The 19,111-nt window shown below is 71.0% G+C and carries 16 protein-coding genes; 4 read left to right on the top strand and 12 right to left on the bottom strand.

Annotated elements, in window-relative coordinates:
- Nucleotides 1-126 precede the first annotated feature (126 nt).
- From AB0C75_RS07315 to AB0C75_RS07325, 3 genes are all read right to left on the bottom strand, one after another.
- Complete coding sequence (locus AB0C75_RS07315) at nt 127-1,110, bottom strand: hypothetical protein (protein ID WP_362887951.1); 984 nt, start codon at nt 1,108-1,110, stop codon at nt 127-129.
- A gap of 91 nt (nt 1,111-1,201) precedes the next feature.
- Nucleotides 1,202-2,221, bottom strand: a complete 1,020-nt coding sequence (locus tag AB0C75_RS07320) for an alcohol dehydrogenase catalytic domain-containing protein (RefSeq protein ID WP_362887953.1) — start codon at nt 2,219-2,221, stop codon at nt 1,202-1,204.
- A complete protein-coding gene (locus tag AB0C75_RS07325; RefSeq protein WP_362887955.1) occupies nt 2,218-3,372 on the bottom strand; it encodes a mandelate racemase/muconate lactonizing enzyme family protein in 1,155 nt (384 codons plus the stop codon). The genes AB0C75_RS07320 and AB0C75_RS07325 overlap by 4 nt, the downstream gene beginning before the upstream one ends.
- Before the next feature lie 110 nt (nt 3,373-3,482).
- Here AB0C75_RS07325 and AB0C75_RS07330 point away from each other — a divergent pair, with 110 nt between their 5' ends.
- Nucleotides 3,483-4,274 carry an EI24 domain-containing protein gene (locus AB0C75_RS07330; protein ID WP_362887957.1) on the top strand — a complete coding sequence of 264 codons (792 nt, stop codon included), beginning with the start codon at nt 3,483-3,485 and terminating at the stop codon, nt 4,272-4,274.
- An 18-nt stretch (nt 4,275-4,292) separates the two neighbouring features.
- The gene (locus tag AB0C75_RS07335) at nt 4,293-7,133 is read left to right on the top strand and encodes an FAD-binding and (Fe-S)-binding domain-containing protein (protein ID WP_362887959.1); all 2,841 of its coding nucleotides are present in this window, start codon (nt 4,293-4,295) and stop codon (nt 7,131-7,133) included.
- A 40-nt stretch (nt 7,134-7,173) separates the two neighbouring features.
- Here AB0C75_RS07335 and AB0C75_RS07340 read toward each other — a convergent pair whose 3' ends face one another.
- Nucleotides 7,174-8,079, bottom strand: coding sequence for an SGNH/GDSL hydrolase family protein (locus tag AB0C75_RS07340; RefSeq protein ID WP_362887961.1), 906 nt, complete (start codon nt 8,077-8,079; stop codon nt 7,174-7,176).
- A 372-nt stretch (nt 8,080-8,451) separates the two neighbouring features.
- Here AB0C75_RS07340 and AB0C75_RS07345 point away from each other — a divergent pair, with 372 nt between their 5' ends.
- Nucleotides 8,452-8,946 carry a DUF3145 domain-containing protein gene (locus tag AB0C75_RS07345; RefSeq protein WP_362887963.1) on the top strand — a complete coding sequence of 165 codons (495 nt, stop codon included), beginning with the start codon at nt 8,452-8,454 and terminating at the stop codon, nt 8,944-8,946.
- A gap of 147 nt (nt 8,947-9,093) precedes the next feature.
- On the opposite strand, the gene fabF is transcribed toward AB0C75_RS07345, so the two are convergent.
- From fabF to AB0C75_RS07370, 5 genes are all read right to left on the bottom strand, one after another.
- Nucleotides 9,094-10,356, bottom strand: a complete 1,263-nt coding sequence (gene fabF / locus AB0C75_RS07350; RefSeq protein WP_362887965.1) for a beta-ketoacyl-ACP synthase II — start codon at nt 10,354-10,356, stop codon at nt 9,094-9,096.
- 79 nt (nt 10,357-10,435) lie between these two features.
- Nucleotides 10,436-10,684, bottom strand: a complete 249-nt coding sequence (locus AB0C75_RS07355) for an acyl carrier protein (RefSeq protein WP_362887967.1) — start codon at nt 10,682-10,684, stop codon at nt 10,436-10,438.
- 168 nt (nt 10,685-10,852) lie between these two features.
- Nucleotides 10,853-11,884 (bottom strand): ketoacyl-ACP synthase III, encoded by a 1,032-nt coding sequence (locus AB0C75_RS07360; protein WP_362887969.1) that lies wholly within the window; start codon nt 11,882-11,884, stop codon nt 10,853-10,855.
- Nucleotides 11,885-11,897: 13 nt separating this feature from the next.
- Nucleotides 11,898-12,812: an ACP S-malonyltransferase gene (locus AB0C75_RS07365; protein ID WP_362887971.1), complete on the bottom strand. Its 915-nt coding sequence runs from the start codon at nt 12,810-12,812 to the stop codon at nt 11,898-11,900.
- A gap of 89 nt (nt 12,813-12,901) precedes the next feature.
- Complete coding sequence (locus tag AB0C75_RS07370; protein WP_362887973.1) at nt 12,902-14,101, bottom strand: helix-turn-helix domain-containing protein; 1,200 nt, start codon at nt 14,099-14,101, stop codon at nt 12,902-12,904.
- A 78-nt stretch (nt 14,102-14,179) separates the two neighbouring features.
- On the opposite strand from AB0C75_RS07370, the gene AB0C75_RS07375 reads away from it, so the two are divergent.
- Nucleotides 14,180-14,854, top strand: a complete 675-nt coding sequence (locus tag AB0C75_RS07375) for a pirin family protein (RefSeq protein ID WP_362887975.1) — start codon at nt 14,180-14,182, stop codon at nt 14,852-14,854.
- A 22-nt stretch (nt 14,855-14,876) separates the two neighbouring features.
- On the opposite strand, the gene AB0C75_RS07380 is transcribed toward AB0C75_RS07375, so the two are convergent.
- The 3 genes from AB0C75_RS07380 to AB0C75_RS07390 are packed head-to-tail and all read right to left on the bottom strand — an operon-like array spanning nt 14,877 to nt 18,934.
- Nucleotides 14,877-15,533: a response regulator transcription factor gene (locus AB0C75_RS07380; protein WP_362887977.1), complete on the bottom strand. Its 657-nt coding sequence runs from the start codon at nt 15,531-15,533 to the stop codon at nt 14,877-14,879.
- Between the two features lies 1 nt (nt 15,534).
- A complete protein-coding gene (locus tag AB0C75_RS07385; protein ID WP_362887979.1) occupies nt 15,535-16,719 on the bottom strand; it encodes a sensor histidine kinase in 1,185 nt (394 codons plus the stop codon).
- A 4-nt stretch (nt 16,720-16,723) separates the two neighbouring features.
- Nucleotides 16,724-18,934: an MMPL family transporter gene (locus AB0C75_RS07390; protein ID WP_362887980.1), complete on the bottom strand. Its 2,211-nt coding sequence runs from the start codon at nt 18,932-18,934 to the stop codon at nt 16,724-16,726.
- Nucleotides 18,935-19,111: the final 177 nt, after the last annotated feature.

Genomic DNA, 19,111 nt, shown 5'->3' on the forward strand with positions numbered 1-19,111 from the left:
ATCATCCTTGATGTGGGTCAGGGCCCGGTCCGATGGCGCCGGAACGCCCGGGGCGGATCGACCGAGAACAGTTGTGTGGGATTGTGCGCGGCTGTGTCTTCTTTTGAGCGGGGAGTTTCCGGAACGTTATGACGAGAGGGCGAACCGGTTGAGCGGGCCCGGGAGTCGGGAGCCGAGCGGAGACATGTCTCCGTCGGCTCCGTGCCTGGCCAGCAGATCGAGGGCGAGGCGTCCACGCCGGACGCGCTCGCGGGCCGAGTTCAGCGCGAGGTCGCGCAGATGGTGGCCGTAGGGGTAGATGCCGGGGGCCTTGGAGAGGCCGAACTTGAGGTAGATCGGGGCGCCGCGCCGGATCAGCTCCGCCGCCTCGTACATCCGCACATAGCCGCCGAGGTCGTCCGGTGCCTCGATGTAGAGGTCCATCGGAGCCCGGGAGACCCGCCGGATCTCGGTGAACTGGGCGAGCGTCAGGTCGGAGGGGATGTTGACCGAGTCGGCGCCCAGCTGCTCGAACACGGCGTACGAGGCGGGGTTCACCGGCCCGATGAGCGCCGACACCTTGAAGGTGGTGTCCTCGGGCAGCACGCCCTGCGCACGCAGCCGGTGCAGGGTCCACAGCACCCCCTCATCGGCCACGAGCAGGCACTTCACCCCCAGCGCCGCCGCCCGCAGGGCATCCTCCACGCAGCCGGCCAGGGCGTCATGGCCCCGGGAGCGCAGCCCGGCGCCGCCGGAGTCGGTACGCACGGACGCGCCGGTGTCCCAGGTGCCGCGCGGGCCCGTGAACAGGCAGAGCTCGATGCCCCGTTCGGCGCAGCCGTCCACCATCTCGGTGATCTCCGCGTCGGTCAGCATCCAGATGCCGCTGCCCTGGCTGACGCGGTGGACCGGGACGTCGAGCCTCGCGGACTCCTCCAGTACGACACCGAGGGCCTCGGGACCCTCCACGGACGGCACCTCGGTGCGCCAGCTCCCGCCGTCGGGGAAGGAGTGCGGGGACGCGTCGGCGGGGGAGAGGAGTGCCGGGCCGAGGCCGAGGGCGGTGAGCGCGGCGTCGCCGGGGCGGCGGGGGCCGGCCGTACCGGGGGAAGAGGCAGGGGCGTCGTTCACGACTGGTCCTTCATGTTCGGTATTTCGGACGAGGTTCGGATCTCTATGGACGGGATCTCGGGCAGCGGCCGTGAAGCCGATGCGGCGTGGGTCAGGGCCGCAGCAGCACCTTCCCGGTCTCCGGGGCCCCGGATCCCACCAGCGCCACCGCCTCGGCGAACCGCTCCAGCGGGAACTCATGGGTGATCAGCGGTGCCGGATCGAGCAGCCCGGCCGTGAACGCCCGCACCGCGTAGGACCAGGCCGCCGACGGCGCGCCGAAGACGCTGCGCACGGTGAGCTGGCTCAGCGACAGATGCACCGGGTCGATGCCCACGGCGCCCGGGGTGAACATCCCGGTCAGCACCACCCGCCCGCCGCGCCGCGCCAGCAGACACGCGTCAGCGGCGGTGGACGGCGCCCCGGCCGTCTCCACGACCAGGTCGTAGCGGCCCCCCACCTTCTCGGAGTCCTCGGGCACCAGGGCCTCGCTCGCCCCGAAGTCCAGTGCCTGGGCGGCACGTTGCTCCCTCGGGTCGATCACGGTGAGCTCCGCGGGCGACACCGCCGCCAGCAGCTGCACCGCGAGCAGACCGAGCGTGCCCGCCCCCACGACGGCGATCCGCTCACCCGGCTCGGGCGCCCCGGCCCGTACCGCCGCCGAGATCACCGCGGCGGGCTCCAGCAGGGCGGCCGCGCGCAGATCCGCGTCGTCGGACAGCGGGTGCAGCAGTCGCGCCGGGACCACCACATGGTCGGCGAACGCGCCGGGCCGGGTGAACCCCGTCTCGTCGTACCCCGCCGTGCACAGGGAAGTCTCCCCGTACCGGCACCGCTCGCAGCGCCCGCAGGCCCGGAAGCCCTCGGCGACCGTACGCCGGCCGGTCAGCGCGGGGTCGACGCCCTCGCCCACCGCGTCGACGGTCCCCGACCACTCGTGCCCCGGCACCACGGGATAGCGCACATAGGCGGGGTCGCGGTGGCCGTCGTACACCTCGCGGTCGCTCATGCAGATCCCGGCCGCGGCGACCCGCACCCGGACCTCACCCGGACCCGGCTCAGGGAGCGGCCCCTCGGTCAGCCGATGGCTACCGGGCTCGTCGATCGTCAACGCACGGGAGAAGGTGCTCATTTGGGCTGCCTCTTCTCCCAGCCGTCCGCCCACAGGTCGAACCGCGCCTGCTGCTGCGGGAATTCCGCCGCCGCGTCCACGTCCAGCTCCACACCGAGCCCGGGTGCGTCGGAGAGCTCGAAGCAGCCGGTGGCGGCGTCGACCGTCGGGGCGCCCTTGACGACCTTCTTGATGTCCGCGTCCGCGAAGTCGTTGAAGTGTTCGAGGATCTTGAAGTTGGGGGTGCAGCCCGCGACCTGGAGGCTGGCCGCGGTCAGCACCGAGCCGCCCACGTTGTGCGGGGCGATCAGCGTGTAGTGGGTCTCCGCGGTCGCCGCCAGCTTGCGGGTCTCCAGGATGCCGCCGATGTGGCCGACGTCCGGCTGGATGATGTCGGCGGCCCCCGACTCGAAGAGCTCCCTGAACTCGATCCGGTCATGGATGCGTTCACCGGTCGCGATCGGCACGTCGACCTTCTCCGCGACCTTGGACAACGCCTTGAGGTTCTCCGGCGGCACCGGCTCCTCCAGCCAGGCCGGCCTGAACGGCGCCATCTCGCGGGCGATCCGTACCGCCGTCGACGGGCTGAACCGTCCGTGCATCTCCAGCATCAGCTCGGTGTCGGGCCCGATGGCGTCCCGTACGGCCTCGATGAGGGAGACGGCGTAACGGGTCTCCTCCTGGCCGAGCTCGAAGTGCCCCGTACCGAAGGGGTCGATCTTCAGCGCCCGGTAACCCCGCTCGACGACCCCTTGCGCCGCCTTGTGGTACGCCTCGGGGGTGCGCTCGGTGGTGTACCAGCCGTTGGCGTACGCCTTGACCCGGTCGGTGACCTTCCCGCCGAGCAACTGCCAGACGGGGACCCCGAGCGCCTTGCCCTTGATGTCCCAGCAGGCCATCTCGACGACCGCGATGCCGGACATCACGATCTCGCCGGCCCTGCCGTAGTCGCCGTACTTCATCCGGCGGACGAGGTCCTCGACCGCGAACGGGTCCGAGCCGGTGATGTGGTTGACCGACGCCTCGTGCAGATAGCCGAGCAGCGCATCCGTGCGGCCCAGCATCCGGGTCTCACCGACCCCGGTGAGGCCCTCGTCGGTGTGCACCTGGACGTAGGTGAGGTTGCGCCACGGCGTGCCGACGACATGCGTGCTGATTCCGGTGATGCGCACGGGTGTTGCCTCTCCACGTGTTCGGTATTTCGTCGCTCGTTCGAAATGCTGGCGTGACGGTAGGACGGGCCGGAGGGCATGTCAATGGTTCTCGCACGTACTCTGTCGCCATGAATGATCTCGGCGCTGGTTTCGGATACCTGATGAAAGGCCAGCGCTGGGTGTTCGGCCACGGCCGGTGGCTGGGCTTCGGCCTGCTGCCCGCGCTGGTCACCCTGGTCGTCTACGCGGGCGCGTTGGTCGGACTGGCCTACGGCGCCGACGACTTGGTCGCCTGGGCCACCCCCTTCGCCGACGACTGGTCCTCGCCCTGGCCGGGTCTCCTGCGAGGCACCCTGGTCGTCCTGGTCTTCCTCCTCGGGATGTTCCTCGCGGTCATCACCTTCACCGCGGTGACCCTGCTGGTGGGCCAGCCGTTCTACGAGTCGCTCTCCGAGGAGGTCGAGCGAGGCGAGGGCGGCGAGGTGCCCGAGTCGGACCTGCCGCTCTGGCGCGAGCTGTGGATCTCCGCCCGGGACTCCGTCCGCATCCTGCTGCGCGTCGCGGTCTACGGGGTGCTGCTCTTCGCCCTCGGCTTCATCCCCGCCGTCGGGCAGACCGTGATCCCCGCCCTCGGCTTCTGCGTCTCCGGCTACTTCCTGTCCGAGGAGCTCACCGGCGTCGCCCTCCAGCGCCGCGGCATGGTCCTGAAGGACAGGCTCGCCCTGCTGCGCCGCCGCCGCATGATGGTCCTGGGCTTCGGCGTCCCGCTCGCGCTCGCCTTCGTCGTCCCCTTCGTCGCCGTTTTCCTGATGCCGGGCGCCGTCGCCGGGGCCACGCTGCTGGCCCGCGAGCTCGCGCCTCCGCCCGCGCCGGATGCGGAACCGTCCCCTTCGTCGCCGTACACCCTGCGCAAGGACTGACGGAGGAGCGAGCGCGACATGGCGTCGAACGTGACAGATTCCCCGAAGGCCTCCGCCGAGGTGTTCCTCGACGACCTCCGCGCCCGCCTCGGCGATCTCGTCGACGCCTCGGCACTGACCAGGGCGCTCTATTCGACCGATGCCTCGAACTACCGCGTCGTCCCCCAGGCCGTGGTCATGCCCGGGTCGAAGGGCGACGTGGTCACGGCTGTCGGCGTCGCCCGCGCCCACCGGGTCCCCGTCACCGTCAGGGGAGGAGGCACCTCCTGTGCGGGTAACGCCGTGGGCCCCGGGCTCGTGATCGACTTCTCCCGCTCCATGAACCGGGTCCTGTCGGTCGACCCGGAATCCTCGACGGCCGTCGTCGAACCGGGGACCGTCCTCAGCACCCTGCAGAGCGCTGCGCTGCCCGCCGGGCTGCGGTTCGGGCCCGACCCCTCCTCCGCCGACCGCTGCACGATCGGGGGCATGATCGGCAACAACGCCTGCGGTCCGCACGGCCTCTCCTACGGGCGCACCGCCGACAACGTCGTGTCGATGACCTGGCTGACCGGGCACGGCGAGATCATCACGGCCGGCTCAGGGACCGGGGCGCTCGACGCGGTACCCGGTCTCGACGCCTTCGTGACGGAGAACCTGGCCGTGCTGCGCACCGAGTTCGGGCGCTTCGGACGCCAGATCTCCGGCTACTCCCTCGAACACCTGCTGCCCGAGAACGGCCACAACCTCGCCGCCGCCCTCACGGGCACCGAGGGCAGCTGCGGAATCCTCCTCGAAGCCACGGTGAGGCTCGTCCCCCGGGCAGCGGCGCCGGCGCTGGCCGTCCTCGGCTACCGGGACATGGCCGCCGCCGCGGACGATGTCCCGAGGCTGCTCCCCTTCCGCCCGCTCGCCCTGGAGGGCCTGGACGCACAGCTCGTCGATGTCGTGCGCCGGGCGCACGGCGGCGCCTCGGTTCCCACGCTGCCCGCGGGCGGTGGATGGATCATGGCGGAGATCGGCGGCGCCACCGCGCGGGAGGCCGTCGACGCGGGGCACCGGCTCGTCGCCGCCTCAGGATCGTCCGACGCCGTCGTCCTGCCCACGGGCCCCGAGGCGACCAGGCTCTGGCAGATCCGCGCCGACGGCGCCGGCCTGGCGGGACGCACCGCCGACGGCGAGCAGGCCTGGCCAGGATGGGAGGACTCGGCCGTGCCCCCGGAGAGGCTCGGGGACTATCTGCGCGCGATCGAGGCCCTGATGGCCGACGAGGGCGTCTCCGGGCTGGCCTACGGCCACTTCGGCGACGGGTGCGTCCACCTGCGCATCGACTTCCCGTTGGAGACCGGCGGCGCGCTCATGCGCAGGTTCCTCGAACGTGCCGCGGCCCTGGCCGCCGAGCACGGTGGCTCGCTCTCGGGCGAACACGGGGACGGGCGTGCCCGCTCCGAGCTGCTGTCCACCATGTACAGCCCAGGGGCCCTGCGCGCGATGGAGGCCTTCAAGGCGCTCCTGGACCCCGGGGACGTCATGAACCCGGGCGTCGTCGTCCGCCCGGCGCCGCTCGACGCCGACCTGCGCCGCCCGCAGGCCGTCGAGCTCCTGGCCACCGACGGCTTCGCCTTCCCGCACGACGCGGGAAGCATCACCGGGACGGTCCACCGGTGCGTCGGCGTGGGCAAGTGCCGAGCCGACCTGGGCGAGCAGGGCGGATTCATGTGCCCCTCCTACCTCGCCACACGGGAGGAGAAGGACTCCACCCGAGGGAGGGCGCGCGCCCTCCAGGAGATGCTGAACGGCGGAGTCCTCACGCGCGGCTGGAGCTCGCCGGAGGTCCACGAGGCCCTCGACCTGTGCCTGAGCTGCAAGGCCTGCGCGAACGACTGCCCCACGGGCATCGACATGGCGACGTACAAGGCCGAGGCGCTGCACCAGACCTACAAGGGACGCCTGCGTCCGATCAGCCACTACACCCTCGGCCGGCTCCCGCGGTGGCTCAGGCTCGCCGCGCCGCTGGCCCCGCTCGTCAATGTCACCGGCCGGGTCCCCCTGCTCCGCAAGGCGATGATGCGCATGATGGGCGCGGACACCCGCAGGTCGCTGCCGCGGCTGCCCAGGGCACCGTTCCGCCGGAGCGGGACGGGCGAGGGCGTCAGGAGGAGGCCGGACGGACACCGGGTGCTGCTGTGGGTCGACACCTTCTCGGACGCCCTGGCCCCGGAGATCCCCCGGGACGCCATCGAGGTCCTCACCGCCGCCGGGTGCGACATCGAGATCGCGGGCCCCGGGGCCTGCTGCGGACTGACCCTCGTCTCCACCGGCCAGCTCACCGCCGCCAAGACCGCGCTCCGCGGAACGCTCGACCTCCTCCACCCCCATGTCAGGGACGGGAGGACCGTCGTCGGTCTCGAACCCAGCTGCACCGCCACGCTCCGCTCGGACCTCGTCGAGCTCCTCCCCGACGACCCCCGCGCCGCCGAGCTGTCCCGCTCGGTCAGAACCGTCGCCGAGTTCCTCACCTCCATCGGCTGGACCCCGCCGCGGGCCGCGGAGAAGCTGCTCGTACAGCCGCACTGCCACCACTACTCCGTCATGGGATACGGCCCGGACCGGGCGCTCCTGGAGGCGATGGGCTGCGACGTGGAGACCTCCGCGGGATGCTGCGGGCTCGCCGGGAACTTCGGCATGGAGAAGGGCCACTACGAGATCTCCGAGAAGATCGCACAGGACGGCATCCTCGCCAAGGCGTCCGCGGGCCCCGACCGGCGGATCCTCGCCGACGGGTTCTCCTGCCGCACCCAGGTACGCGACCTGGCCGGCCTCGACAGCCGCCACCTCGTCCAGATCATCGCCGAAGCGCTCAGGCGCGAGGAACGCTGAGCGCACCCGGCGTACGGGGGACCAGAGGGGCCGGCCCTCCTTACGCGGCGGGTCCTGCCGCCGTGACCTTGCGGTAAGCGATCTCGGCCAGCCTGGCCTGGCCGTCGCGGCCCGGATGGAACCAGTCCCATCTGCTCAGCTGCGCCCCGGTGAACCGGTAGTCGAAGACCGCCCCGCCGTCGTAACGGCAGCGCTCGTCCTCGGCGCAGACCTCCCGCAGCACGTCGTTGTACGCGACGACCCGCTCCCGCACCGCGTCGCGCCGCGCGACCGCCTCGGGTCCCATGTCGTCGGCGTCGCCCAGCATCGACCGGCAGATCCCCAGCTTCCAGATCTGCTTGCCCAGCGGGCTTCCCCGCCCGGTCGACCAGAGCCTCTTGAGGTCCGGCACGCTCGACACATAGACCTGGGCCTCGGGGGCCGAGGCACGCAGCTGCCGCAGCGACGCCTCGAAGGAGGAGCGGAAACCGGCCACCGGAGTCATCAGCCGCACCGAGTCGCGGCAGGCGTCGTTCGCGCCGATCATCACCGTGACCAGCTCGGGACCGTCCTTCGCCGCCTGCGCCATCTGCTCGGGGAGCTGAGCCATCCTGGCGCCCGACACGGCGTGGTTCCAGCTGTGCGAGGCCACCTTCGACGCCCCCAGAAGACGTACGGCGAGACTGCGCACCCCGTCGTCGGTCCCGGTGGCCCAGGACACCTCGGGGCAGTCGGTCAGCACCGAACAGGCGTCGAAGCCCCGGGTGATGGAGTCCCCGACGGCCGCGACGGAGGCGGGGCTCGCGTTCCACACCGACGTCGGCGAGGGGCTCGGGGCGCCCGCGGTGCTCCGGGGCCCCGTGCCTCCGTCGGACGAACACCCTGTGAGCGCTACGGCACCGGCCAGCGCGACGGCGCCCGCGGCGGCGGCACCCCGCACGCGGAGGCGTGTCGAACGCTCAGGCATCCCTCTTTCCCCTCCGGTCGCACGGGTGATTGTGCCCCTGGCACACCTGGACAGCCCCAGGTGGCGGGCCCTCGCGCACTCGCGGGTGAATGCTGGGCGAATCATGGGCCCGGGACCGACCGTACGTCACACACCCGGCCCTGGCGCACGGTAGCTTTTCCCCGTCGAACCAGTGGCGCCCGACCGGCCCGCGGACGAATCGGCGGGTATCGGTGGGTCGGCTAAGTTATCTCACGTCACATACTGTCCCTTTTCAGGAGATTCACTCCCGATGCTGTTTACTGAAGACAACCTCGGGAGCCGGCCGGGAAGAGACGGTACGGGCGCGAGGCCGCTGGGGAAGGCGAACCTCGTCCCACACTGGAGGTCCCGGTGACGACACGTGGAGTTCTTTACGTTCACTCCGCACCGCGCGCGCTGTGCCCGCACGTCGAATGGGCGGTAGCGGGTGTACTCGGTGTGAGGGTCCAGCTCGACTGGATCAGACAGCCGGCCGCCCCTGGCACCTGGCGGTCCGAATTCTCCTGGAAGGGCCGTGCCGGGACGGCATCCGAGCTGGCCTCCGCCCTCCGCGGCTGGGACCTGCTGCGCTTCGAGGTGACGGCGGAGCCCTGCCCCACGGCGGAGGGCGAGCGCTACAGCTCCACACCCGGCCTCGGCATCTTCCACGCGGTCACCGGCATGCACGGCGACATCCTGGTCCCGGAGGACCGGCTGCGGGCCGCGCTGGCGCGGTCCCTGCACGGCGAGTCGGACCTGGAGGCGGAGGTCGCCAAACTCCTGGGCAAGCCGTGGGACGACGAACTGGAGTCCTTCCGCCACGCGGGCGAGGGCGCCCCGGTCCGCTGGCTCCACCAGGTGGTGTGACGGCGCCAGGCCCTCCCCGACCCCATGCCTCCCCCCTCGCCGAAACGTTTTTTCACCAAGCGGGACCGGAGCTCCCGGGAACGGCCCGCGGCATGCGAAAGGCCCGCTCTCCCCCGGGGAAAGCGGGCCTCACAGCAGTCGGACGGGTCAGACAGACCGGAACGCCAGCACCACGTTGTGGCCACCGAAGCCGAACGAGTTGTTGATCGCGGCAACCGACCCCTCCGGCAGCACCCGCGGCTCACCCTGCACGACATCCGCGTCGACCGCCTCGTCGAGCTCATCGACATTGATGGTCGGCGGAGCCTTCCGGTGGTGCAGCGCCAGCACCGTCGCCACGGTCTCGATACCGCCCGCGCCACCCAGCAGGTGACCCGTCATCGACTTCGTGGCGGAGATCGCGACATGGTCCAGGTCGTCGCCCAGCACCGCGCGCAGCGCCTTGATCTCCGCGATGTCACCCTGCGGCGTGGACGTGGCGTGCGCGTTCAGGTGAACGACCTCGGACGGCTTCAGGTCCGTGGAGTCCAGCAGATTCCGCATCGCGGCGGCGATCCCGCGCCCGGTGGGCTCGGGCTGCGCGATGTGGTGGGCGTCCGCGGACAGGCCCTGGCCCAGCACCTCGCAGTAGACCTTGGCGCCCCGCGCGGCGGCGTGCTGCGCGGACTCCAGGATCACGACACCGGCGCCCTCACCGAGGACGAAGCCGTCACGGCCCGTGTCGTAGGGACGCGAGGCCTTCTCGGGCTCGTCGTTGCTCTTGGACATCGCCATCATGTTGGCGAACGCCGCGATCGGCAGCGGGTGGATGGCCGCCTCGGTGCCACCGGCGACGACCACATCGGCACGGCCGGTGCGGATCATCTCGACGGCGTACCCGATGGCCTCCGCACCCGAGGCGCAGGCCGAGACCGGGGTGTGGACACCGGCCTGGGCATTGACCTCCAGGCCGACGTTGGCCGCCGGGCCGTTGGGCATGAGCATGGGAACGGTGTGCGGGGAGACGCGGCGTACGCCCTTCTCCTTCAGCACGTCGTACTGGTCGAGCAGGGTGATCACGCCGCCGATACCGGAGGCGATGACCGAGCCCAGACGCTCGGGCTGGATCTTCTCGTCCTCACCGGCCTTGCCGGTGAAGCCTGCGTCCGCCCACGCCTCGCGCGCGGCGATCAGCGCGAACTGCGCCGAGCGGTCCAGCTTGCGGGCGAGCGGCCGGGGCAGGACCTCGCCGGGATCGACGGCCGCGAGGGCGGCGATCCGGACGGGCAGTTCGGCGAAACGTTCGCCCTCGAGAGGCTTGACGCCGGACCGGCCGGCCATCAGACCTTCCCAGGTCGATGCGGAGTCGCCACCCAGCGGAGTGGTTGCGCCGATACCGGTGACGACCACGGTGCGATTGGTCGGGCTCACTGGAAAATCTTCTCCACGTGTAGAGGGTCGTGAATCAGCGGCGCCACCGCCGGGTGGCGACACACAGGACGGGCTGGGATCAGCCCTGGTGCTTCAGGATGTACTCGGCGGCGTCGCCGACCGTCTTGAGGTTCTTGACGTCCTCGTCGGGGATCTTGACGTCGAAGCGCTCTTCGGCGGCGACGACGACCTCGACCATGGACAGCGAGTCGACGTCCAGGTCGTCGGTGAAGGACTTGTCCAGCTGGACGTCCTCGGTCGGGATACCGGCGATCTCGTTGACGATCTCGGCGAGACCGGTGACGATCTCTTCCTGAGTGGCGGCCATGGTGGCGCTCCTTCGATGTGTTTATGCGGGGTTCGGGCGTGCGGACCGAAAGGTCCGGTGTGTCAAGGAGGGTGCTGAAGATCTCGGCTGGATCAGGGAGCGGTGTCCGGTACGCCGCGGATGCGCGTACCGGGCGTCGCGAGCCCAGCCACGATCTTCAGCTCCCTCCTAGGGGAGGGTAACGACCGTCGCGGCGTAGACGAGACCCGCCCCGAAGCCGATGATGAGCGCCGTGTCGCCGCTCTTGGCCTGACCGGTCGCCAGGAGCCGCTCCATTGCGAGCGGAATCGAGGCGGCCGACGTGTTGCCGGTGGTCTCCACGTCACGGGCGACCGTGACGTGCTCCGGCAGTTTGAGTGTCTTCACCATCGAGTCGATGATCCGCATGTTCGCCTGGTGCGGAATGAAGACGTCGAGGTCCTCCGGGGAGATCCCGGCCGCTTCCAGCGCCTGCTGGGCGACCTTCGCCATCTCGAAGACGGCCCAGCGGAAGACCGCCTGGCCCTCCTGCGTGATGGCGGGGAACTTGACCTCGCCCCGCTCGTTGAGCGGAAGGTTCGAGACATCGCCGATGTGGAGGTCGTTCCACGAGACGGTCTGCTTGATCGTGTCGGACTTGTCACCCTCGGAACCCCATACCGTGGGGCCGATGGCCGGCTCCTGGGACGGTCCGACGACGACCGCGCCGGCACCGTCGCCGAACAGGAAGGCCGTCGCGCGGTCCTCCAGGTCGGTGAGGTCGCTCAGCCGCTCCACGCCGATGACGAGTACGTACTCTGCCGAGCCCTCGACGATCATGCCCTTGGCGAGCGTGAGGCCGTAGCCGAAGCCCGCGCAGCCGGCCGAGATGTCGAAGGCGGCGGGCTTGCCCGCGCCGACCTTGTACGCGATGTCGGTCGCGACGGCGGGGGTCTGCTTGAAGTGCGAGACGGTGGAGACGATCACTCCGCCGACCTGCTCGGGAGCGATCCCGGCGTCCGCGATCGCCTTGCCGGCGGCCTCCACGGACATCATCGACACGGTCTCCTCGTCGGAGGCCCAGTGACGGGTGGCGATACCGGAGCGGGAGCGGATCCACTCGTCGGACGAGTCGATCGTCTCGAGGATCACCTCGTTGGGCACGACACGGGTCGGGCGGTAGCCGCCGACACCCATGATCCGTGCGTACGGGGCGCCCTTGCTGGGCTTGATCTTCGACATGCTCTCGGGCTCCTTAGGCGCCTGCGTGCTCGGAGATGAGCGCGCGGGCAGCGTCGAGGTCGTCGGGGGTCTTGAGCGCGAGGGTCTTCACACCGGGCAGCGCGCGCTTGGCGAGCCCGACCAGGGTCCCGCCCGGCGCGGCCTCGATGAGCGCGGTGACACCGAGCGCGGCGAAGGTCTCCATGCACAGATCCCAGCGGACCGGGTTGGCGACCTGACCGACGAGCCGCGAGATGACCTCGTCGCCGGTGGCGACCGTCTTCCCGTCGGCGTTCGACACGTACGTCACCTTCGGGTCGGAGACCGTCAGGGAGTCGGCGGCGGCACGCAGCTTCTCCACGGCCGGGGCCATGTGGTGCGTGTGGAAGGCGCCGGCCACCTTCAGCGCGACGACACGGCGTACGCCTTCGGGCTTGTCCGCCTCCAGCGCGGCGATCTGCTCCGCGGTGCCGGCGGCGACGATCTGTCCGCCGCCGTTGACGTTGGCCGGGGTGAGCCCCAGCTTCTCCAGGTGCGGGATCGTGACCTCCGGGTCACCGCCGAGGAGCGCGGCCATGCCGGTCTCGGTGACCGCGGCGGCCTCGGCCATGCCGAGCCCCCGGGTGCGCACGAGACGGAGCGCGGCCTCCTCGTCGATGACGCCGGCGAGCGCGGCGGCGGCGATCTCACCGACGCTGTGTCCCGCGACGACGCCGGGCGAGGCGTCCAGCGCGGCGGCGGAGAGGAGGCCCGAGGCCACCAGCAGCGGCTGGGCCACCGCCGTGTCGCGGATCTCGTCCGCGTCGGCCTTCGTGCCGTAGTGGGCAAGGTCGAGCCCGATGGCCTCGGACCATCCCGCGATGCGGTCGGCGGCACCGGGGAGTTCGAGCCAGGGAGTCAGGAAGCCGGGCGTCTGAGCGCCTTGGCCGGGAGCGACGAGTACGAGCACCCTCACACTCTCTCTTGTGGACGGCCCTGGAGACCCGTGGGGACAGGGACGAAGAACCGTCGGGGGAATTGTTGAAGTTCGACAAAAGTCTAGGACTGAGTGTCCCCGGCGGCCAAGCGCCCCAGGATGAGGGCGATCCGTAGCGTGAACGCGGATCGGACATCGGACGGTGACCAGCCGGTGACGTCGGTCACACGTCGTAGCCGGTAGCGGACGGTATTGGGGTGCACGAACAGCATCCGCGCCGCTCCCTCAAGACTGCTTGCCTGCTCCAGATAGACACTCAGCGTCTCCAGAAGTGCCGAACCCGCTTCTTCGAGCGGTCTGTAGATCTCCTCCACCAGCTGATCGCGAGCGGCCGGGTCTCCTGCCATCGCACGCTCAGGAAGGAGATCGTCCGACAGGACGGGCCTCGGAGCGTCCTGCCACGCCGAGCAGGCCTTGAGTCCTGCTGCGGCGGCCTGTGCGGACCTGGTGGCCGCGAGGAGGTCGGGCACCACGGGCCCGGCGACGACGGGCCCCGCCGCATAGGGGCCGATCAGCGACTTCGCGACGTTCAGCGGATTGTCGCTGCCGCCCGCGATCACGACCAGCCGGTGCCCGAGCACGCCCGTCAGGACCTGGAGCTTGGCGTGCCTGGCGGCCCGACGGATCGCCTCCACGGTGAGCTCGCTGTCGCCCTCGGGAGCCGTACCGAGGATCACGCACACATGCTCGGGGGAGTTCCAGCCGAGCGCGGCGGCCCTGGACACGGCGCCCTCGTCGGCCTCGCCCGACAGCACCGCGTTCACCACGAGCGACTCCAGCCGGGCGTCCCACGCGCCGCGTGCCTCGGCGGCCTGCGCGTACACCTGGGCGGTCGCGAAGGCGATCTCGCGCGCGTAGACGAGCAGCGCCTCGCGCAGCACCGACTCGTCGCCCGGCGCCGCGACCTCCTCGATCGCGGCCTCCATGACCTCGATCGTCGTACGCACCATCTCGACGGTCTGCCGCAGGGTGATCGCCCGCGTCAGCTCGCGCGGAGCCGTGCCGAACACATCGGTGGAGATCGCCTGCGGTGTCTCCGGATGCCGGAACCACTCGGTGAACGCGGCGATACCGGCCTGGGCGACCAGGCCGATCCAGGACCGGTTCTCCGGTGGCATCGCCCGGTACCACGGCAGCGTCTCGTCCATGCGGGCGATGGCGTTGGCCGCCAGCCGGCCGGATGACTGCTCCAGGCGTTTCAGGGTCGCGGCGTGGAGATGGGCGTCGTGGGAGGCGGGCTGCTCAGGATCGGGTCGGGGCACGCACACAAGACTGCCTTATCGGGACAGGCGCACGAAGGGGCGGGGCGGAAGACCGGCCGGTGGGGATACCTTGGGGGTGTGATGGACGTACGCCGCTCCGGGGACCGCTTCCGCGGCGGAGACCCGGCCACGGGCGACTCCGCGGGCATCGAGACGCTGCACGCATTCTCCTTCGGGCGGTTCTACGACCCGGACAATCTGCGCTTCGGGCCGATCCTTGCCTGCAACGAGGAGCGTCTCGCCCCGGGCGCCGGCTTCGACGAGCATCCGCACAGCCACACCGAGATCGTCACCTGGGTGGTGGAGGGCGAGCTCACCCACCGCGACTCCGCCTCGCACGCCACGGTCGTACGCGCCGGTGACGTCCAGCACCTCAGCTCGGCCGGCGGGGTGCGGCATGTCGAACGCAACGACGGGGAACACCCGCTGACGTTCATTCAGATGTGGCTGGCCCCCGTGCACCCCGGAGGGGACCCCGCCTACACGCATGTCGCCGGGATCGCCGACTCCACCCCGTACGCCCTCCCAGAGGCGGGCGCGATGCTCCATGTGCGGCGGCAGTCCGAGGGCGAGCGGACCGCGGTGCCGGACGCGGCGGGCGCCTACGTCCACGTCGTGCGGGGCCGGGTACTCCTCGCCGGCGAGGAGCTGGCCCCGGGCGACTCCGCGCGCGTCACCGAGCCCCGGGGTCTCGAACTGGAGGCGCTGGAGCCGGCCGAGGTGCTGCTCTGGGAGCTGGCCGGGGTGTTGTGAGGTGGCCTCGCGGAACACGGGCTCAGGCACGCCGGTCCAGCAGCCCGAGCTCCAGTGCCGTGACCACCGCGTGCGTGCGGTCGGCGACGTCGAGCTTGGCGAAGACCCGCAGCAGATGCGTCTTCACCGTCGCCTCCGTGATGACCAGCCGCCGGCCGATCTCCACGTTGGACAGCCCGTCGGCCACCGCGCCCAGCACATCCACCTCTCTTCTCGTCAGCGTCACCCGCGCGGGCTTTCGCATACGGGCCACCAGCCGCGCGGCGACGCGCGGGGCCAGGACGGTCTCGCCGCGTGACGCGGAGTGGACGGCGTCCACCAGCTGCTCGCGGGTGGCGTCCTTGAGCAGATAGCCGATGGCACCGGCCTCGACGGCGTGCTCGATCTCCGTGTCGGTGTCGTACGTGGTCAGGATCAGCACCCTGGTCGAGGCGCGTCCGGCGACGATCTCCGCGGTGGCGTTCGTCCCGTCGAGGACGGGCATCCGCAGATCCATCAGCGCCACATCGGGCTCAAGCCGCTCGACGAGAGCGACGGCCGCCCGGCCGTCCTCGGCCTCACCGGCGATCTCGATGGTGGGTTCGTCGGCGAGCAGGGCGATGACTCCTGCACGCATCACCGCATGGTCGTCCGCCACGACGATCCTGAGCCTTCGTCCCTCCGCTGCGCCGTCCGTCATGTCATACCTGCCCGTCGGTGGGGATCACGGCGAGGACCCTTGTTCCGTCGCCGACCGAGCTGGTGACGGTGAGCTCACCGCCGAGCTCGGCCAGGCGTTCGCGCATGCCGTTCAGGCCGAAGCCGTGGGACTCCTCGGTCACGAAACCACGGCCGTCGTCGGTGATCTCCAGCTCCACGCCGTACGGCAGCGCGGTGAGGACCACCTGCACGTCGGAGGCCGCCGCGTGCTTACGGACGTTGGCGAGGGACTCCTGGGTGCAGCGCAGGAGAGCGATCCGGGTCCGCTGGTCGCAGTCGACGTCCGGCAGTTCCGAGGTGACGCCCACGCCGGTGTCCTCGGTGAACCGGTCCAGGGTCCGGCGCAGGGTGTCCGCGACCGAGCCGGCGGCGACGCCGCTCCGCGGGGCCGAACCGACGAGTACGCGCGCCTCGGCCAGGTTCTCGCGTGCGGTGTTCTCGATCGCGAGCAGCTGCTTGCCGCTTCTGCCGGGGTCGGCCTCCAGGCCGGACCTGGCCGCTTCGGCGAGCACGATGATGGACGCGAAGCCCTGGGCGAGCGTGTCGTGGATCTCCCGCGCCAGCCGTTCACGCTCGTCCGCCGCCCCCTGACGCTGGTGCGCCTCGACCAGCCGGAGCCGGGCGCCCTCCAGCTCGGCGCTGAGCCGGCGGGCACGCTCGTCGGAGTCCTCGGTGATGTGGTGGACCACCAGTCCGATCGACACGCCCGCCGCGTAGCCGATGAGCGTGAAGATCACGTTGCCGGTGAGGAACTCCCCGTCCCAGCCCTGCCGTACGACGTTGCCGGCCACGACCCCCGCGGCGGCGAGACCGCTGAAGCTGATCGCGGCACGCGCGCTCGCGGTGTAGATCCAGAAGTGCGGCAGCGTCACCACGAAGAGCGCGGCGCTGCCGTCGAGCAGGTACGACATCGCGCCCAGGCCCACGACGAGTACGTACAGGTAGGGCAGGGGGCGCAGGACGGGGTTGCCGGGGAACAGCCCCACCGCGCCGTAGGACAGGGCGAGCACGGCGAGCAGCACCAGCACCGGGAGCCTCGTCGTGCCCGGTGCGTCAGCGACCGCGATGGCCGGCGGGACCACGCCCAGCAGCACCCAGAAGACGGCGTTCCACCGGTGCAGCGAGGGTACGGTCGGCTCGGTGGCGGGCTGCGGCCGTGGTTTCACCGCGTCAGCCTACGTCCGCCAGGGCCCCGGCGGCAGGCGCACCGGCATGCCGGCTCCGCACCGGGCGGGCGGGCCACCAGGCACGCTCGCCGAGCAGCAGCAGGACCGAGGGCAGGACCATGAGCCGGATGATCACGGCGTCCAGCAGGACGGCCACGGCCAGGCAGAAGCCCATCTGCTTCATCTCGGTGAGGTGCAGGGCCACGAAGGCGCCGAACACCGTCACCATCACGATCGCCGCGCTGGTCACCACCTTGGCCGACCGGTTGATGCCGTCGAGCACCGCCTCACGGGCCGGCACCCCGTTCTGCCTGGCCTCCTGGATCCGGCTGACCACGAACACCTGGTAGTCCATGGACAGGCCGAAGAGGATCACCACGAGGAACAGCGGCACTCTGGACGCGATCGCGCCGAGGGAGTCGAAGGCCAGCAGGTCCTGTGCCCAGGTCCCCTGGAAGACCACGACCAGCATGCCGAGCGAGGCACCGGCGGACAGCAGATTGAGCAGCACACCGATGACGCCGATCACCACCGAGCGGAACGCCCACACGGTCATCAGGAAGGTCATCAGCAGCAGGAACCCGATGACCAGCGGCAGCTTGTCGCTCTCGTGCGCCACGTAGTCACGGCCCCTGGCCACATCGCCGCTCACGCCTGTCTCCACGCCGCCCAGCCGGCCGACGGTCGCGGGGATGTGGTCCTGGCGGAGGCGGACGAGCGACTCGATCGCCTGGGAGGAGGGTGCGGGGTGCGGGACGGCGAGCTCCAGCACGCTGATCCGGCCGTCGGACGACGTACGGACCTCCGGCTCCGTGTCCTTTGCGCCCTTCGCGCCCTTCGCGAACAGCGGATCCGACTGGGCCCGCCGGCCGAGGTCCACCAGCGCCTGCTTCACCTCGGGGGCCCGCTCCGGGGTGGAGCGTGCCACGACCTCGTGCGTGACCAGGAGTTCCGGGAAGCTTCCGGTCAGCCGGTCGTAGACCTGCATGGCCGGGATGTCGCGGGAGAAGGTGTCCTTGCCCGGGTCGATGAGCTTCAGGCCGAGCGCGGGCGCGGCCAGGCCGAGCATGACGAGGACCGACAGACACAGGGTGAGGGCGGGGCGGGTCCGCGCAGGGCGCAGAAGGGCGCCGGACACCCTCCCGGTCTCGGGCTTCGCGACCCGGGCCGGCTTACCGCGCTTCGCCCGACGGGCGGCGCGACGCTCCGTACGCCGGCCGATGGTGACCAGCAGCGCGGGGAGCACCGTGAGCGAGCTGGCCACGGCGACCGCCACGACGAGGATGGTGCCGGTCGCCAATGAGGAGAAGATGACATCGGTGGCCAGATACAGCGTGGCCGTGGAGACGATCACGGCGAGACCCGAGATCACGATGGCCCGGCCCGCCGTGGCCGCCGCCAGCTCCACGAGGGCCTCAGGGCCGAGCCGGCCGCCTGCGCGGGCCCGTTCCTCACGCTCACGCTTCAGGTAGAAGAGGGTGTAGTCGACGCCCACCGCAAGGCCGATGAGCAGGATGAGGTTCATCCCGACCCCTGCGTCGGGCAGGACGTGCGAAGCGACCATGGACAGCCCGATCGCCGCGGCGATCGAGGAGAGCGCCAACAGCAGCGGCACACCCGCCATGACCACCGAGCCGAAGACGATCAGCAGGGTGATGACGGTGACGGGCAGGCTGATGCGTTCGGATAGCGCGAGATCCTCGCCGCGCTGGTCGTTGACGCCCTTGCTGATGGCGGGAGAACCGGTCTCCTCCACCACCACGCCCGGGTGGCTCGCGCCGACCTCCGCCGTCTGCTCCAGGAGCGGGACGACGTTCTTCTTCCCCTCCAGCTCGGGGCCGTTCAGGACCACCGAGACCCGCAGGACCTTGCCGTCCTCCGAGCGGACGGGAGCCGCCACGCTCTTCACCTCGGGCAGGTCCCGCATCCGCGCGGTCACGTCGTGGGCCGCCGATCCGGCCGCGGCCATGTCCAGCTGTCCCGACCTGGCCCGGATCACGACGTGCTCCGTGGGGGACCGCTGAAGTCCGCCCTCGGTCGCCATCGCTTCGGCGCGTCCTGCTTCACCGACCCGGAAGTCCTCGGTGGTCGCCTGGTTGGTACCTGCCGCGATGCCGGCCACGAGGCACAGGATGACGAACACGAACCAGCCGGCGATCGCGCGCCCGGCGTGCAGGGCGCTCCATCGTGCCATGCGCACAGATAGTTGTCTCATGCCAGGAATCCTGGCCGCGAAGGTGCCGCCCCCGACACGACCTCCCGGTTGAACCTGCCGTCCACCGACCGGTGGACAAGGGGGGTGGGGCCAGCCGTAGTCGGGCCGAGGCGTCAGGGGAGCTTACGGACCCCGATCCGGCCCCTTGAAGGGGCTGGACCGTCCGTAGCTTCCCCG

The sequence above is a fragment of the Streptomyces sp. NPDC048565 genome (genome assembly GCF_040650935.1).
Classification (GTDB): domain Bacteria; phylum Actinomycetota; class Actinomycetes; order Streptomycetales; family Streptomycetaceae; genus Streptomyces.

What these genes read in the sequence shown, in the direction of transcription:
- AB0C75_RS07320 (WP_362887953.1), bottom strand. Translation starts at nt 2,221, where the DNA reads ATGAGCACCTTCTCCCGTGCGTTGACGATCGACGAGCCCGGTAGCCAT.
- AB0C75_RS07330 (WP_362887957.1), top strand. Translation starts at nt 3,483, where the DNA reads ATGAATGATCTCGGCGCTGGTTTCGGATACCTGATGAAAGGCCAGCGC.
- AB0C75_RS07335 (WP_362887959.1), top strand. Translation starts at nt 4,293, where the DNA reads ATGGCGTCGAACGTGACAGATTCCCCGAAGGCCTCCGCCGAGGTGTTC.
- AB0C75_RS07340 (WP_362887961.1), bottom strand. Translation starts at nt 8,079, where the DNA reads ATGCCTGAGCGTTCGACACGCCTCCGCGTGCGGGGTGCCGCCGCCGCG.
- AB0C75_RS07355 (WP_362887967.1), bottom strand. Translation starts at nt 10,684, where the DNA reads ATGGCCGCCACTCAGGAAGAGATCGTCACCGGTCTCGCCGAGATCGTC.
- AB0C75_RS07360 (WP_362887969.1), bottom strand. Translation starts at nt 11,884, where the DNA reads ATGTCGAAGATCAAGCCCAGCAAGGGCGCCCCGTACGCACGGATCATG.
- AB0C75_RS07380 (WP_362887977.1), bottom strand. Translation starts at nt 15,533, where the DNA reads ATGACGGACGGCGCAGCGGAGGGACGAAGGCTCAGGATCGTCGTGGCG.
- AB0C75_RS07390 (WP_362887980.1), bottom strand. Translation starts at nt 18,934, where the DNA reads ATGAGACAACTATCTGTGCGCATGGCACGATGGAGCGCCCTGCACGCC.